Origin of the sequence: Leifsonia sp. (genome assembly GCF_051955155.1) — a bacterium.
Taxonomy (GTDB): Bacteria; Actinomycetota; Actinomycetes; order Actinomycetales; family Microbacteriaceae; genus Leifsonia.
Genome location: NZ_JBQCGZ010000094.1, coordinates 32180 through 47868, shown reverse-complemented (window position 1 = coordinate 47868; position 15689 = coordinate 32180). Strand labels below are relative to the sequence as shown.

The window sequence follows — 15689 nt, the reverse complement described above, 5'->3', positions numbered from 1 at the left end:
TCCTTCTCCACCCGGCTCGGAGTCGGTGCCATCAGGGTAGGCCGGGCGGCGGCGCGCCGGAAGAGGGCAGACGAACGGGTACAGTGCTGGCAGTCATGGAACGCACGAACGACTGCCCCGGCTGCGGGCGCCCGCTCCGGAGGATGCACAATCCGTACATGGGTGCCGGCCTCGCGGTCCACGAGTACGTCGACGTGTGCGACCGCTGCGGGACGGTGGTCTATGTGCCCACGGAGAGCGTCCCCGCGCGGCCGGTCCGGCGCGTCTCCCGGTGGCGCCTCGCGCTGCGCAGGCTGCGCGGCGGGAGGCGGTGAGGGGACCGGGCCGGGGCCGGGGGCCCGGGCGCTGGGCGTCAGGCCGTCCCGGCCGCGCGGCGCACCAGCTCCGTGATCCGCTCCTCGTCCTCCGGGGTCAGGGTCGTGATCGCGTACGCGACCGGTCACATCGTCCCGTCGTCGAGGGCGGCGGCGTCGTTGAATCCGAGCGTGGAGTAGCGCGCCTTGAACTTCGCGGCGGGCTGGAAGAACACGATGTTCTTGGTGCCCTTGTAGTACGCGGGCATGCCGTACCAGAGCCGCGGGGCGAGGTCGGGTGCCGCCTCCGTGATGAGCCGGTGGATGCGCTCGGCGAGCGGCCTGTCCGTCTCGTCGAAGCTCTCGATCTTCGCCAGGAGCTCCGCGAGCTGGTCCTCCGGGGTCAGCTTCTTCGACGACTTCAGCTCCCGGTTGCGCTGCTTCATCGCGTCGCGCTCTTCGTCCGTGAAGCGCTCCGAGGCGTCGGTCCTGGTCTCCGTCTTGGCCATGCTGTGATCCCCTTCCGGTTTCGCCGGCACCCCGCCGGCTGCATCCCAACCTAGGGAACCACGCGCAGCGCGCGCTTCTCCAGATCTGCTCGGTTCTGCGGCTCGGGTGGGATACTCGCCGCATGGGCAGCGTGACCACTGACAGGGCGGCGTTCTTCGAGGGCGTCGCCGCCGAGTTCCTGCAGCACTACCGCCGGGGCCCGCGCTTCGTCGCGGTGACCGGGGTGGCCGCCGCCGACCGCGGAGCCGCCGCCGACGCGCTCGCGGACGCGCTGCGCGCCGCCGGGCAGACCGTCGAGCGCGTGAGCGTCGCGCCCGGCACGACCCCGGACGGCTTCCGCGAGAGCGTCGTCGCCCCGTTCCGCGCGGGGGAGGGCGTGCTCGTTGTGGACGGCGACGGCCTGCTGGCCGACGACTTCCGCGGCTTCTGGAACTTCTCGCTCTGGATCGAGCACGACCCGGAGCGCGATGCGGACTGGTCGTTCGTGTCCACCGGCCGCAAGGACCCGCTCGGCGCCCCGCGCGAGGTGGCCTCGGTGCTGTTCGACGACGCCGACCCGGAGCGCCCGCGCCGGCTGTTCGCGGACTCCTGCTAGGAGGCGGCGAGAGAGGCCGCGGGGGCGGCCCTGACCACGTCGCTCCGGTTGCGGTGGCTGCTCCTCACCGTCCGTGCCCGAACCCCACCACCTCGGCGTGTCCCCCTGTCGAGTGCCGCCCGGCCCGTCCCGGCCCGCTAGTGTTCTGCGCGGGGGACCGAACGAACCGCCGACCACGGATCGAGGGACCCCCATGCCACGCCAGGAGCGAGCCGAGCGCAGCCGCGCGCTCATCCTCGACGCCGCCGCGGACGAGTTCGACGCGCACGGGTACTCGGGCGCCCGGCTGGAGCGCATCGTCGAGCGCACCGGCATGACCAAGGGCGCGGTGTACTTCCACTTCCGGTCGAAGCTGGATCTGGCCGGCGCCCTGGTGGCCGAGGACAACGTCGACTGGACGGGGATCGTGGACGCCGTCGACGCGAGCGGGCTGCGCGGCATCGCGGCGGTGACCGAGCTCACCAGGAGGGTGGGCGCGGTGTTCGTCGGCGAGGTAAGGGTGCGCGCCGCGCTCAAGCTGACGCAGACGGTGCTGCCGCCGGAGCCGGGGGCGGACCCGTACGCGCAGTGGACGGAGATCGCGGCCGGCTACCTGCGGCAGGCCGTCGAGGACGGCGAGCTGCGGTCGGCCGCCGACCCTGCGGACATCGCGGCGGTGGCCGTCCAGGCGTTCTTCGGCGCGTACATGATCGCCGACGAGGGCGGCGGGCTGAACGGGCTCGCGGGCGACATCGATCGGCTGTGGAGCGTCATCCTCGGGCAGGAGCGGGCACGGGGCTAGCCGGACGCAGGCTAGCCGGCCGCGCGGTTGGCCGGGGCGCGGACGGCCCGGGTCAGGCGTCCTGGCCGCGGCGCACCAGCCGCCGCATCCGGGACCACAGCCCGCGCGGCTCCGGCGCGCACACCGCCACCCACCTGGTCGCCTCGAGCGACGACAGGTCGTGCAGGTTGTTGCGGCCGGTGCCGTCCCAGTTGGCGTAGAGGTAGCGGCCGCCGAGCCCGTGCATCGTCTTGATGTGCGCGCGCACCCAGCTGTCCGGCCCGGTCACGTAGGCCGCGGCGCCGCGCTCGATCTCGTCCGCCGCGGTGTGCGCGTCGACGGCGCCGTGCCGGGTGATCAGCGTGGTGATCGAGCCGAGGCGGTCGCGGATGACGAGTTCGACGCGGTGTTCGGTGGCGATGGGATGCTCCCGGGGGTGAGGTGCGGAGGGGACGCCGCTGTCCGGGACCCTGAAATGCTACGCCCGCGGATTGTGCTATTCCAATCGCGGCGCTTTCTCGGTCCCATCGCCGCGATCGATGAATGACCCCGCTCGGTACGACCGCCCCCGTTCGAGTAGGGGGCGAACATCCCGGAGGGGGACGGTCGTCGCTCAGAGGGCGGTGAGCTCCTCGCGGACGAAGCGCGCGAACTGGCGGGCGGCCGCCGACTCCGACCGGCTGCGGTTGCGGGCGATGCCGATGACGCGCGTCGCCTCGTCGGCCAGCGGGACCGCCACGATCCCCGGCTCGGCGGGGGTGTCGGGGATGAGGGCGACGCCGACGCCGTCTCGCACCAGCGCGCGCAGCGTCGCGAGCTCGGTGACCTCGATGACCGGCGCCATCACGACGCCGTGCGCGGAGAAGTAGGCGTCGGCGATGTGCCGCAGGCCCGATCCCGGACGCAGCGCGACCAGGTCGGCGTCCGCGAGGTCGGCGACGGTGACCCGATCCCGCCCGGCGAGGGGATGCCCCACCGGCACGCCGAGCACCAGCCGCTCCGCGGTCAGCGGCTGCCAGTCGATCTCGGGGTCGCGCGGGTCGGGACTCAGGAAGGCCAGGTCCGCGGAACCCTCGCGCAGCGCGTCCAGCACGGTGTCCGCCGTTCCGCCGCGCAGCACGAACCGGATGTCGGGGAACAGGCCGCGGTACTCGCTCACCACGCGCGGGATCAGCCAGCCGCCGAACGAGGAGACGTACGCGAGCGACACGGTGCCGGCCTGCGGGTCGCGCAGCGCGTCGATCCGCGCCCGCGCGTTCTCCAGCTCCGCCTCCGCCCGGGTCGCGTGGGCCAGCAGGATCTCTCCGTACTGGTTGAGCTCCAGGTGCCCGCGGCGCCGGTCGAACAGCTCCACCCCGGCCTCCGCCTCCAGCCGTGCGAGCGACCGGGACAGCGTCGACTGCGAGACGCCGAGCGCCTCGGCGGCCAGGGCGATGTGGCCCTCGGCGGCCAGCGCCCGGAACTGGGCGATCTCGTCGATCCGCATGCCTCCCATCATGGCGTACGGGGAGTACGGGGAGTACGGGGCGTGCGGGGCGCGAGTGGGCGTCCGGGGCCGGGGCGATGCGGCGTCATCGGGCCCGATCCGCATGCCTGGCGTGATCGCGCACCGCGCGCGCAGGGGCTTGCGGAGCCCATCCCCGATGCCGGAGGGTGGGCTCATGGCAATCCGGCTGCGTGCTCTGACCACCGTCGCGGCCGCCGTCGCCCTGGCGGCGGCGATCGGCGTCGTCTCCTCTGCGCCCGCGACCGCTGCGGTGCCGGCACCGGGGCCGACCTCGGCCGTCGTGACGGTCCGGGTCGGCGGCGACCGCGTCTCGGACACCGCCGTGGCTCCGCTCGACGGCGTCCAGCTCGGCCTCTTCGCCGCGCCCGACGACACGACGCCGCTGCAGACCTGCATCTCCGACCCCGACGGCGACTGCTCCTTCGTCGTCACCGGAGGGGTGCTGGGCACCAGGCCGTGGGTCAAGGAGATCGCCGCGCGGAGCGGCTGGTACGCGAACGACACCCTGCGAACCGGCCCCGGAAGCGGCAGCCCGTCGGCCGCGAGCGCGTACCGCTTCCAGACCCCGGTTCTCGTGGCGGGCCAGACCTACCGGTCCACCAAGGACTTCATGTTCAGCTCCTCGAACACGGACCCCACGCGATCCAACGGCGTGTGGCAGCAGTCCCGGGTCAATCCTCCGTTCCCGGCGCACTGCGGGATGGACGTCGCCTTGGTCTTCGACCTGTCCGCCTCGGTCGGCTCCTCCCTGCCCACGCTCAAAGCGGCAGCCGACTCGTTCGCTGACGCGTTCGTCGGCACGCCCTCCCGGCTCGCGGCCTTCAGCTTCTCCGCGCAGTCGCCGAGCGTGCAGGCCGCGACGGGCACGGTGGACGAGAACCGTCCGCAGCCGGTCTCCGTCTCCACCCAGGCCGGCGCCGACGCCTTCAAGGCCGAGTACGCCGGCTGGGGCCTCGGCGCCGGCACCAACTGGGACGCCGCGCTGCAGCGCGTCGCCGAGGCGGGCGTCCACTACGACGCCGTCGTCGTCCTCACCGACGGCAACCCGACCCGCTGGGGCGGCACGACCCTGCACGGCGACGGGTCGAACACGCACTTCACCGACGTCGAGGCCGCGATCTTCTCGGCCAACACCATCAAAGCCGGCGGCACCCGGATCATCTCGTTCGGCATCGGCAACGGCGTCTCAGGGTTGACCGCTCTCAACCTGTCCGCCATCTCCGGTCAGGAGGCGTTCGACCCGAACGCCGGGAACGTCGAGACCGCCGACTACTACCAGATCCCGGACTTCGCGGGAGCGGGCGACCAGCTGCGGCAGCTCGCGCTCGCCAACTGCTCCGGCGCCCTCACCGTGATCAAGGAGATCGCGCCGACGGACACCACCGGCGAGGATGTCTCGGGGGCGGAGCCGGCCGGGGCGGGCTGGACGTTCGGCGCGTCGGCCGTGACCCCGGGGACCTCCATCGATCCGGGCAGCGCGACGACGGAGGCCGACGGCACAGGCGGCGTCTCGTTCGACCTCGGCTTCCCGGCCGGGACGTCGAGCGCTCAGGTCGGAGTCGCCGAGGTCCAGCATCCCGGGTACCAGCTGGTCACCCAGGGCGGTCGGAACGCGGTGTGCACGTCGCTGGCCGACGAATCGCCCGTCCCCGTCGTCAACGACGGAGATCTGGGCTTCCGCGTCCCGGTCGGCTCCGACGAGGCGGTCAGCTGCGTCGTCTACAACCGGGCGATCGCGACGCCGCCGGTCACCCCGCCCGTGACCCCGCCCGTCACCCCGCCGACCGGCCCCGCGGGCGCGGGCGGCGGTCCACAGGAGCTCGCGGACAGCGGCTCCGACCTCGGTGGCCTGATCTGGCCGGCACTCGCCGGCCTGCTCCTGCTTGCGGCAGGACTCACTCTCCGGCTGTCACGCGTACGGGGCTAGCCAGGCGGGTCTGCTCAAATGAGCGGTCTACCCCCTAACGAGTTTTCTGTACGTTCACACAAGAGACAGCGGGCGGTTTTCTGCGATCCCTAAGGTGACCGCGGGCTCGCACGAGTTCCCCTTCCGACCGAGGAGAGAGATGTCAACCAGAACAGGCACGCTGTGGCGTGCTGTCACGGCCCTGGCCGTCGGGGCCGGGCTCGCCGCCGGCTCCATCGCCGCGACACCGGCGTTCGCCAGCACCGACGGCGCGGGCGTCGTCATCAACGAGGCCTACCTCTCCGGCGGCAGCGCCGGCGCGGCCTACACCAACAAGTTCGTCGAGCTCTACAACGGAGGCGACGCCGCCGTGTCGCTCAGCGGCTGGAGCGTCCAGTACCGGTCGGCGACCGGGACGGGGGCCGCAGGCGGCGTCGTCCCGCTCACCGGCAGCATCGCGGCCAAGGGCTACTACCTCGTCGCCGGCGCGTCCAACGGCACCAACGGCGCCGCGCTGCCGACGCCCGATGTCGCCAGCAACGCGCTCAACCCGAGCGGGACGACCGGGACGCTGATCCTCGCGAAGAGCGCGACCGCGCTCACGCTGCCCACCGGCTCGGTGACCGGCAACGCGAGCGTCGCCGACCTGGTCGGCTACGGCACGTCCAACACGTTCGAGGGCACCAAGGCGGCGACGGCGCCGACCGGCAACACCGACGTGAAGTCGCTGAACCGCACCGCGTTCAAGGACACGGACGACAACAGCGCCGACCTCTCCCTCAGCGCCACCATCACGCCGAAGAACGCGGGCGCAGCGACCGACCCCGGCGACCCGGGCGACGGCGGCACCGACCCCGGCACCGGAACCGACCCTGGACCGCCGGGAACGGTCGCGATCGCGGACATCCAGGGAACCGGTGACACCAGCCCGAAGGCGGGCCAGACGGTGACCACCGTCGGCGTCGTCACCGCGGACTACGCGACCGGCGGCTTCAACGGCTTCTACATCCAGACCCCCGGCACCGGCGGCGCGATCGACCTCGCGACGCACACCGCCTCCGACGCCGTCTTCGTCTACGGCTCCTCGTACGCGGCGCAGGTGAAGGCCGGCGACTACGTGCAGGTGACCGGCGCGGTGAGCGAGTACAACGGGCTCACCGAGGTCACGGCGACGAAGGTCACCCCGCTCGACGCGAGCACCGTCACCGCACCCGCCCCCGCGACCGTCGCGCTCCCGGCCACCGCCGCCCAGCGCGAGAGCCTCGAGGGGATGCTGATCGCACCGCAGGGCGCGTTCACCGTCACCGACGTCTACTCCGCCAACCAGTACGGCGAGATCGGCCTCGCGGCCGGCGACACGCCGCTCGTGCAGCCGACCGAGACCGCGCGTCCCGGCACCGCCGAGTACACCGCGGCGGTCGCGGCCAACGCGGCCCGCGCGGTCAGGCTCGACGACGGAGCCTCCACCAACTTCCTGAGCGCGGCCAACAAGTCCAAGCCGCTGCCGTACCTGTCGCTCAGCAACCCGGTCCGTGTCGGCGCCCCCGTCACGTTCACCAAGCCGGTCGTGCTCGACTACCGCAACGACGCCTGGAAGTTCCAGCCGACCGCCGAGCTGACGCCGGCCACCGCCGCGACCGTCCAGCCGGCCACGTTCGGGAACACCCGCACCGCCGCGCCGGAGAACGTGGGAGGCGACCTGCGCCTTGCCACGTTCAACGTGCTGAACTACTTCACCACCACCGGCGACCAGCTCTCCGGCTGCACGTTCTACACCGACCGCGACGGCAACAAGATCACCGTCAACAGCGGCTGCGACGCCCGCGGCGCCGCCGACGCCGTCAACCTGAAGCGCCAGCAGGACAAGATCGTCGCCGCGATCAACGCCCTCACCGCCGACGTCGTCTCCCTGGAGGAGATCGAGAACTCGGCGCGCTTCGGCCTCGACCGCGACGACGCGCTGAAGACGCTCGTCGCCGCGCTCAACGCCGCGGCAGGCAGCGAGGTGTGGGCGTACGTGCCCTCGCCCGCGTCCGTGCCGTCGACGGAGGACGTCATCCGGACCGCCTTCATCTACAAGAAGGCCGTCGCCGTCCCGGTCGGCGAGTCCCGCATCCTGCAGGACGCCGCGTTCTCCAACGCCCGCCAGCCGCTCGCGCAGGCCTTCAAGAAGGTCGGCAGTGCCGACTCGTCGGCGTTCATCGCGATCGTCAACCACTTCAAGTCGAAGGGGTCCGGCACCGGTGAGGACGCCGACCAGGGCGACGGCCAGGGCGCGTCCAACGCCTCCCGCGTCAAGCAGGCGCACGCGCTGGTCGCGTTCGCGGACGAGCGGAAGTCGACGCTGGGCCTCGACAAGGTCCTGCTGATCGGCGACTTCAACGCCTACCTCAACGAGGACCCGATCAAGGTCCTCACCGATGCCGGCTACGTCGACCAGGTCAGCACACGCACCGCCAAGGCCACGTACTCGTTCGGCGGCACGGTCGGCTCGCTCGACCACGTGCTCGCGTCGCCCGCCGCCGACAAGGCCATCACGGGCGCCGACGTGTGGAACATCAACTCCGTCGAGTCGGTGGCGCTGGAGTACAGCCGCTACAACTACAACGTCACCAACTTCTACGAGCCGGGGCCGTACCGCTCCAGCGACCACGACCCGATCGTGATCGGGCTCGGGCTGAAGGCCGCGCCGGTGACGCTCAACCTGCTGAACATCAACGACTTCCACGGTCGGATCGACAGCAACACCGTCAAGTTCGCCGGCACGATCGAGAAGCTCAAGGCCGAGGGCGGCGAGGGCAACACCCTCTTCCTCTCCGCGGGCGACAACATCGGCGCCTCCCTGTTCGCGTCGGCGTCGGCCGGCGACATCCCCACCCTGGACGTGCTGAACACGCTGGGCCTGAAGGCGAGCGCCGTGGGCAACCACGAGTTCGACAAGGGCTTCAGCGACCTCACCGGCCGGGTGAAGGACGCCGCCGACTTCGGCTACCTCGGCGCCAACGTGTACGAGAAGGGCACGAAGACGCCGGCGCTGCCGGAGTACGCCGTGTTCACCGTGAACGGCGTGAAGGTCGGCGTCATCGGCGCCGTCACGCAGGAGACCCCGACCCTGGTCTCGCCCGGCGGCGTCTCGACGCTCGACTTCGGCGACCCGGTGGAGGCGGTCAACCGCGTCGCCGGCGAGCTCACCGACGGCGACCCCGCCAACGGCGAGGCCGACGTGATCGTCGCCGAGTACCACGAGGGCGCCGGCTTCGGCCAGCCCGAGGGTGCGACGCTCGAGCAGGAGGTCGCGGCCGGCGGCGCGTTCGCCGACATCGTCACCAAGACCAGCGCGAAGGTCTCCGCGATCTTCACCGGTCACACGCACAAGCAGTACGCGTGGGAGGGCCCCGTGCCCGGCGTCGACGGCGCGACCCGCCCGATCGTCCAGACCGGCAGCTACGGCGAGAACATCGGCCAGATCACGCTGACGGTCGACGGCGACACCAAGAAGGTCATCGGCCACACCGACCGCAACGTCGCCCGCAGCACCGACAGCGACGCCGCGCTCGTCGCCGCCTACCCGCGCGTCGCGCAGGTGAAGACGATCGTGGACAAGGCGCTCGCCGACGCGGCGGTGATCGGCGGCCAGAAGGTCGGCTCCGTCACCGCGGACATCACGACCGCGTACCTGAACGGCGCCCGCGACGACCGGATGAGCGAGTCCACCCTGGGCAACCTCGTCGCCGACTCGCTGCTGTCGACCCTCTCGCCCGCCGACAAGGGCGGCGCGGAGATCGGCGTGGTGAACCCGGGCGGTCTGCGAGCCGAACTGCTCTACGGCACCGACGGCACCATCACCTACGCGCAGGCGAACGCCGTCCTGCCGTTCGTGAACAACCTGTGGACGACCACCCTGACCGGTGCGCAGTTCAAGCAGGCGCTGGAGCAGCAGTGGCAGCGCAACGCCGACGGCACCGTGCCGAGCCGGCCCTTCCTCAACCTCGGCCTGTCCAAGAACGTCAGCTACACGTACGACGTCACCCGGCCCGAGGGCGACCGCATCACGAGCATCCTCGTGAACGGCGTCGCCATCGACCCGGCCAAGTCGTACCGGATCGGCTCGTTCAGCTTCCTGCTGCAGGGCGGGGACAACTTCCGCGCCTTCGCTTCGGGCGCGGACACCCGCGACTCCGGCCTCATCGACCGGGACGCGTGGATCGGCTACATCTCCGCGCACAGCCCGCTGTCGCCGAGCTTCGAGCGCCGCGGCGTCTCCGTCACCGGGGTGCCCACCACGACGCTCAAGCAGGGTGAGCAGGTCAGCTTCGGTGTGCAGAAGCTCAACCTGACCAGCCTCGGCAGCCCGGCGAACACGTCCCTCGAACTGAGCTGGGGCGGCTCCGCCGTCATCGGCACGGTCCCGGTGGACGCGACGGGCTCTGCGACCGTGACCTTCACGGTCCCGGCGAACGCCGCGGGCGCCAGCACGCTGGTCCTGACGGCGAAGGAGTCCGGAACGACGGTGCGCATCCCGCTCACGGTCGCCGACGCTCCGACCGACGGCAAGCCCACCTCCGACCCGGTCGCGCAGGCCGAGGCGAAGCTGACAAAGGCCCTGCAGGGCAAGGTCGGCTTCAAGGACAAGGCCTACCACGCCAGTGACCCGATCGACATCACGGTCGGCAAGGAGCGCGCGGGCCAGTGGGTCTCCGTGTGGGTGTACTCCACCCCGCAGAGCGTCGGCAACGGCTGGGTGCAGGTGCCGGCGGACGGCGTCCTCCACCTGACGCTGCCGAAGCCGCTGAGCAAGGGCGACCACAAGCTCTCCGTCCAGGACCGCACGAACACCGTGATCGGCTGGGACACCATGAAGGTCGCCAACGGCAACGCCAACGGCCACTGGGTGTGGGAGCTCGTCTGGAACTGGCTGTTCGGCTGGATCGGCCAGTGGCTGCTGAAGTAGCAGGCTGACACCACGCAGAAGGGAGGATCCCCGGGACGCTCGCGCCCCGGGGATCCTCCCTTTGTCGCGCCAGGGCGGCGTGTCGGCCAGCCCGTCCTCCCTTCCTGACGCGCGCTAAGGTGACCGGATGGCCGATAACGACTGGCGGCGGATGCTCGCCGCTCTCGCGAACCAGGAGGCGCGCACCGCGTTCGCGCGCGTGACCCTCGGGCTGCCGCTCGGGGAGACCACCCGCGAGCGGCGGGCGCTCGACACGCTGGTGGCCGCCGGCCTGGTCTCCGACGGCGCGGTCTCCGAGGCCGGCATCCGCGCCGCGCTCGCCGGCGGCCACTCCCGGCCGACCGGCGTCGAGCGCTTCCTGGACGCGGACGGCCGGATCGACCGCTACCCGTCCGGCGCGGCGGACCGCGAGGCGCTGCTGCGCTGGGTCGCCGAGCGCGCGCTTCGCCCGGGCGAGGTGCTCGCCGAGCGCGACCTGACCGACCGGCTCGCCCGGTTCACCGGCGACCCCGTCGCGCTGCGCCGCTACCTGGTCGATGCCGGCCTCGTCGCGCGCACGCCGTCCGGCTCCGAGTACGCGCTCCCATGAGCGGGTTGCGCACAGGTATCGCGATCAGACCTCGAAGTAGAGGTGGGCGTGCAGCGCGCAGCCGGGGTTGAACGGCGCGGCGCACGCGGGACAGCCGGACACCTCCAGATACTCGGCGATCGTCAGCACGTGGTCGCAGACGCCGCACAGGATGGCGCGCTCGCCGCGGGCGGACAGCGGCCACTGCTCCGCGGGGTGGTCCGCCGCCTCGGCGTGGCACAGGTGGCACGGGTAGAACGCGCCGCAGCACGCGAACCGGATCGCGACGACGTCGAGCGGCGTCCGGTAGTGGACGCAGCGGGTCTCGTCGTCGACCGTGGGGCCGAGGACCGCGGGGCGGGCGGTGTCGCGCATCCCGTTCACCGTACGCCCCGCGCGGTGAGGGCGTCGCCGAGCTCGTCGGCGTGCTTGAGCGCGACCACCAGGAACGGGACGGCGAAGGTGCGCAGGCCGCCGCGCGCACCGCGCGCCCGCTGCGCCTCGCGCACGTCCCTGGCGAGCCGGGCGAGCACCGGGACCGTGCTGAGCGTCACGGTGAGCAGCAGCGCCGCGCGCTGCGGGTCGAGCCGCAGCGCCCGCCGCGGCGACAGCCCGCGCTCGACCGCGTCGAGCAGGTCCGTCACCCGGGTCGTGAGCACGAGCAGCCCGGCCAGCACGATCGCGGCGGTCACCCGCGCCGTGTTGGCGACGGCGGGCTCCGGCCCGAGGAAGATCAGCTGCCCCGCCACCGTGATCAGCACCACCCAGCGCACCGCGTAGACCTGCCGGCCGAGCTCGCGCATCCCGAGCATCCCGTCCCGGAGCGTCGCGGCGGCGTACGCGGCGACGCACACCCCGCAGGCGACGCCGGCCGCCCACCACACCGGCGGCAGCAGGGAAACCGTGAGCACGAGCGCGAGGATCAGCAGCGTCTTCGGCCCGGCCGGCATGCGGTGCAGCGGGCCGTCGCCCGGCCGGTAGAGGCTCAGCATCGCAGGATCGCCTCGGACTCGGCGATCACGTCGGAGGGCGTGCCGACGGCGGCGATCGTCCCGCCCGCGAACAGCACGGCCGCATCGCAGCGCCCGGCCAGCGCGAGGTCGTGCGTGACGAGCACCAGGCGGTGACCTGCGTCCTCGAACAGGTGACCGGCGACGCGGCGGGCGTTCCGCGCGTCCAGGTAGGCGGTCGGCTCGTCGGCGACCACCAGCTCGGGATCCCGGACGAACGCCCCGCACAGCGCGAGCAGCTGCTTCTGGCCGCCGGAGAGGTCGTGGGACGGACGGTCCGCGAGCGCGGACAGCCCGAATCGGTCGAGCGCGGCCGCCACCCGGGCGCCGACCGCGGCGGCGGGCAGCCGCTCGGAGCGCAGCGAGAAGGCGACGTCCTCCGCGACCGTCGGCATCACGATCTGGGCGTCCGGGTTGCTGAACACGAGCGCCGTCCGCCGCCGCAGTTCGGCTGCCTGCCGCGCGGGATCGAGGCCGAGCACGCGCAGCTCGCCGGCGGTGCGCGCGACCAGGGCGCCGAGCAGCCGGGCGAAGGTGGACTTGCCGGACCCGTTCTCGCCGACCACCGCGATCGTCCTGGCGTCCAGGTCGATCGACACCCCGCTCAGGACGTCGGCGTCGCCCAGGCGCACGTCCACGTCGCGCAGGTGCAGCGCCGGGACGGCCGGCGCGCTCATCGCACCACCTCCAGCACCGCCGCGACGCCGAGGCCGCCGCCGACCGACGCCGCCGCGACGCCGAGCGTCCCCGCGGGGGCTCCCGCGCGCACCAGCCGGCCGAACAGCCGGACGACCGCGACGGCTCCGCTGGCGCCCCATGGGTGCCCGAGCGCGAGCGCCCCGCCGTCCGCGCAGACGCGCTGGTCGTCGTCGGCGACGCCGAGCCGGTCGAGCACGGCCAGGCTCTGGGCGGCGAACGCCTCCACGATCTCGAACGCGGCGACGTCCTCGATGCCCGCGCCCGCGCGCTCCAGGGCGGCCAGCACGGCGGGCGCCGCGCCGATGCCGGGCAGCGCGGGGTCGCAGCCGACGACGGCGGACGCGCGGACGGCCAGACCGGGCGCTGTGCCTGCCGGCGTCGCTCCACCCGGCACGACGACGACCGCCGCCGCCCCGTCGCCGATCCTGGTCGCGGTCCCCGCGGTCAGCGTTCCGCCGGGGAACAGCGCGGGCAGGCGGGGGAGCAGCGCGGCGGCGCCGCCGATCGCGTCGTCGCCCGCCAGCCCGCCGACCGGCACCAGCTCGGCGTCGAACCGCCCCCCGGCGGCCGCGGCCACCGCCCTGGCGTGGCTGCGCGCCGCGTGCGCGTCCTGGCGGGAGCGCGGGATGCCGTCCGCGGCGGCGAGGTCCTCGGCCGCGCGCACCATGTCGGGATCGGCGAAGCCGTCGGGCGCGAACGGCGCGCGGGAGTACGGGACGCCGTCCAGCGAACGGACGGGGGCGGTGGACGCGCTCTCCACGCCGCCGGCGACCCGCGGCCGCTCGTCCCCGGCGCGGATCGCGGCGGCGGCGTCCAGCACGGCGGCCAGCCCGCTCCCGCACTGCCGGTCGACCGTCGCGCCCGGGACGCCCGTCCCGAGCCCCGCGGCCAGCGCGGCGAGCCGGGCCGGGTTGCCGCCCGGTCCCATGCAGTTGCCGAGCACGACGTCGGCCACCCGGACGGGGCCGCCCAGGGCGCGCTCGGCGTCGGCGACGGCGGCGCGCACCACGGGCGCCGCGAGCGCGGTGACGTCGAGGGAGGCGAGCGCCCGCCCGCGCGTGCCGATCGGTGTGCGGCGCGCGGCGACGATCACGGGCGCGCGGCCCGCATCACGCGGAGACACGGTCCACCTCCCCGGCGATCGCCCGGCGCGCGGCCTCGGCCCGCGCCGGCTTGCCGGAGGCGGTGCGCGGCAGCACCCCGGCGAACCAGCGCCGCGGCCGGTGCGCGGGTGCGAGCCGGGTCGCCGCGGCGGCGCGCAGCCCGGCCAGCGGGACCGGCCCGTCGCTCTCGACCAGCGCGGCGACGAGTGCGCCCACCGGCTCCCGCGGCACGCCGAACACGACGGCGTCGCGCACGCCGGGGACGGAGCGCAGCACCGCCTCCACCTCTTCCGGCACGATGGTCGCCGACGCGCTCAGGACGGCGTCGTCGGCGCGTCCGAGCAGGCGCAGCGGGCCGTCGCGCAGCTCGGCGCGGTCGCCGACGGTCGCCCACTCGGCGTCGCGGCGAAGCGGACCCGGGGCGTCCCCGGCGTATCCCGAGGCGACGAACGGCGAGCGCACCCACAGCACACCGTCGCGCACCCGCAGCTCGACGCCGGGGAAGGCGCGGAGCCCGTCGCCCTGGTCGACGGCGACGAAGGACAGCTCTGCGGCGCCGTAGTAGGCGGTGACCCGGATCCCGGCCGCCTGCGCGCGGGCGCGGAGGTCCTGGTCGAGGTGGGAGCCGCCGACGAGCGCGGCGCGCAGCCAGGGCACTCCCTTCTCGAGGGCCGCGCCCAGCGCCTGCGGCGTCCCGTGCAGGGCGGACGCGCCGTCGGCTTCGCCGGCCGCGCCCAGCACCGCGCGCGGACCGCCGGCCAGCGCGTGCGCGAGCGAGAACAGCGTCAGCGAGGACGCCGGAGGGGCGGGCAGCGCCACCGCGTCGCCCGGGCCACCGCCCAGGAAGCCGGCGATCGCGGGATAGGACGCCGCCCACGACTCCTCCGTGCGCAGCACGATCCGCGGCGAGCCGCTGCTGCCGGAGGTCAGGGTCGCCCAGGCGATGTCGGCGCCCGGACGCGCCGCCCGGGCCGCGGCCCGCACCGCCGCCCACTGCGCGGCGGGCCAGTGCGCGTCGCCGACCAGGGGGACATCGCCAGCGGCGCGCACCTCCCGCAGCCGTTCGAGCAGGTCGCCCTGCGCCGGATCCTCCTGCGCCGGATCGACGACGACGATCACGGAACGGGCGCGGCGTCGCGGGCCGGGACGGCGGCAGGGGTGGTCGTCCACACCCGGCGGAACGCGCGCGGGTAGGCGCGCACGAGCGTGGTCACGATCGCGGTCGCGATGACCGCCTTCACGACGTCGCCGGGCACGAAGACGAGGCTGCTGAGCGCCGTCGGCCCGAGCGGGAGGCGGGTGACCAGGCTCTGCACCGGGATGCCGACGGCGTAGATCACGAGGATGCCGCCCACGACGATCCCCACGGCGGTGCGCCAGAGCACGGGCTTCCGGCCGCCCGCGTGCACGATGAGGCCGATGACCAGCGCGCCGACGATCCAGCCGAGCGCGTAGCCCGCCGACGGGCCGACGAAGACGCCGATCCCGCCGCGGCCGCCCGCGAGCAGCGGCAGCCCGACCGCGACGAGCGCGAGCAGCACGGTCATCGAGAGCGCGCCGAGCCAGGGGCCGAGGATCGCCCCGGCGAGCATCACGCCGAGCGTCTGCGCGGTGATCGGCACCGACCCGAAGACGGTGAAGCCGCCGGGGAGGCCGAGCACGGCGACGACGGCCGCGAACACCGCGACCCTGGCGAGGTCGGTGGCGTCCAGACGCCGGAGGCGGCCGGAAGAGGCCGGAGCGGGGGAGGGGGTCATCGGGAGGTCCTTCGTCGCTGTTGCACCTGA

15 protein-coding genes are annotated in these 15689 nt (G+C 73.8%); 6 read left to right on the top strand and 9 right to left on the bottom strand.

All coding sequences use genetic code 11. From position 1 onward, the window contains the following. Positions 1-95 precede the first annotated feature (95 nt). Positions 96-314: a hypothetical protein gene (locus ACTHMF_RS10085; protein WP_440317312.1), complete on the top strand. Its 219-nt coding sequence runs from the start codon at positions 96-98 to the stop codon at positions 312-314. 125 nt (positions 315-439) lie between these two features. Here ACTHMF_RS10085 and ACTHMF_RS10080 read toward each other — a convergent pair whose 3' ends face one another. Beyond that, positions 440-802 (bottom strand): hypothetical protein, encoded by a 363-nt coding sequence (locus tag ACTHMF_RS10080; protein ID WP_440317311.1) that lies wholly within the window; start codon positions 800-802, stop codon positions 440-442. Positions 803-924: 122 nt separating this feature from the next. On the opposite strand from ACTHMF_RS10080, the gene ACTHMF_RS10075 reads away from it, so the two are divergent. Together ACTHMF_RS10075 and ACTHMF_RS10070 are read left to right on the top strand one after the other, a co-directional pair. Continuing rightward, positions 925-1398 (top strand): hypothetical protein, encoded by a 474-nt coding sequence (locus ACTHMF_RS10075; protein ID WP_440317310.1) that lies wholly within the window; start codon positions 925-927, stop codon positions 1396-1398. Positions 1399-1591: 193 nt separating this feature from the next. Next, positions 1592-2179 (top strand): ScbR family autoregulator-binding transcription factor, encoded by a 588-nt coding sequence (locus ACTHMF_RS10070; RefSeq protein WP_440317309.1) that lies wholly within the window; start codon positions 1592-1594, stop codon positions 2177-2179. Between the two features lie 52 nt (positions 2180-2231). On the opposite strand, the gene ACTHMF_RS10065 is transcribed toward ACTHMF_RS10070, so the two are convergent. Beyond that, positions 2232-2447, bottom strand: a complete 216-nt coding sequence (locus ACTHMF_RS10065) for a hypothetical protein (protein WP_314149270.1) — start codon at positions 2445-2447, stop codon at positions 2232-2234. Positions 2448-2771: 324 nt separating this feature from the next. Further along, positions 2772-3644 carry a LysR family transcriptional regulator gene (locus ACTHMF_RS10060; protein ID WP_440317308.1) on the bottom strand — a complete coding sequence of 291 codons (873 nt, stop codon included), beginning with the start codon at positions 3642-3644 and terminating at the stop codon, positions 2772-2774. 175 nt (positions 3645-3819) lie between these two features. Between ACTHMF_RS10060 and ACTHMF_RS10055 the strand changes: the two genes are divergently transcribed. The 3 genes from ACTHMF_RS10055 (at position 3820) to ACTHMF_RS10045 (ending at position 11111) form a co-directional block, all read left to right on the top strand. Beyond that, entirely contained in the window at positions 3820-5592 is a 1773-nt protein-coding gene (locus ACTHMF_RS10055) for a hypothetical protein (protein ID WP_440317307.1), read from the top strand. A gap of 139 nt (positions 5593-5731) precedes the next feature. Beyond that, entirely contained in the window at positions 5732-10522 is a 4791-nt protein-coding gene (locus tag ACTHMF_RS10050) for an ExeM/NucH family extracellular endonuclease (RefSeq protein WP_440317306.1), read from the top strand. 127 nt (positions 10523-10649) lie between these two features. Continuing rightward, positions 10650-11111, top strand: a complete 462-nt coding sequence (locus tag ACTHMF_RS10045) for a DUF2087 domain-containing protein (protein WP_314149266.1) — start codon at positions 10650-10652, stop codon at positions 11109-11111. Between the two features lie 24 nt (positions 11112-11135). Here the strand turns inward: ACTHMF_RS10045 and ACTHMF_RS10040 are convergent, their stop codons facing one another. From ACTHMF_RS10040 to ACTHMF_RS10015, 6 genes are read right to left on the bottom strand one after another with little or no spacing between them, the layout of a single operon-like run. Beyond that, complete coding sequence (locus tag ACTHMF_RS10040) at positions 11136-11465, bottom strand: CHY zinc finger protein (protein ID WP_314149265.1); 330 nt, start codon at positions 11463-11465, stop codon at positions 11136-11138. A gap of 5 nt (positions 11466-11470) precedes the next feature. Beyond that, complete coding sequence (locus ACTHMF_RS10035; RefSeq protein ID WP_440317305.1) at positions 11471-12082, bottom strand: energy-coupling factor transporter transmembrane component T family protein; 612 nt, start codon at positions 12080-12082, stop codon at positions 11471-11473. Continuing rightward, positions 12076-12777 carry an energy-coupling factor ABC transporter ATP-binding protein gene (locus tag ACTHMF_RS10030; RefSeq protein WP_440317304.1) on the bottom strand — a complete coding sequence of 234 codons (702 nt, stop codon included), beginning with the start codon at positions 12775-12777 and terminating at the stop codon, positions 12076-12078. The genes ACTHMF_RS10035 and ACTHMF_RS10030 overlap by 7 nt, the downstream gene beginning before the upstream one ends. After that, positions 12774-13922 (bottom strand): thiolase family protein, encoded by a 1149-nt coding sequence (locus ACTHMF_RS10025; RefSeq protein ID WP_440317303.1) that lies wholly within the window; start codon positions 13920-13922, stop codon positions 12774-12776. The genes ACTHMF_RS10030 and ACTHMF_RS10025 overlap by 4 nt, the downstream gene beginning before the upstream one ends. Further along, entirely contained in the window at positions 13909-15021 is a 1113-nt protein-coding gene (locus ACTHMF_RS10020; protein WP_440317302.1) for an AMP-binding protein, read from the bottom strand. Before ACTHMF_RS10020 ends, ACTHMF_RS10025 begins: the two co-directional genes overlap by 14 nt. Further along, positions 15018-15659 (bottom strand): biotin transporter BioY, encoded by a 642-nt coding sequence (locus ACTHMF_RS10015; RefSeq protein ID WP_440317301.1) that lies wholly within the window; start codon positions 15657-15659, stop codon positions 15018-15020. The genes ACTHMF_RS10020 and ACTHMF_RS10015 overlap by 4 nt, the downstream gene beginning before the upstream one ends. Positions 15660-15689 lie beyond the last annotated feature (30 nt).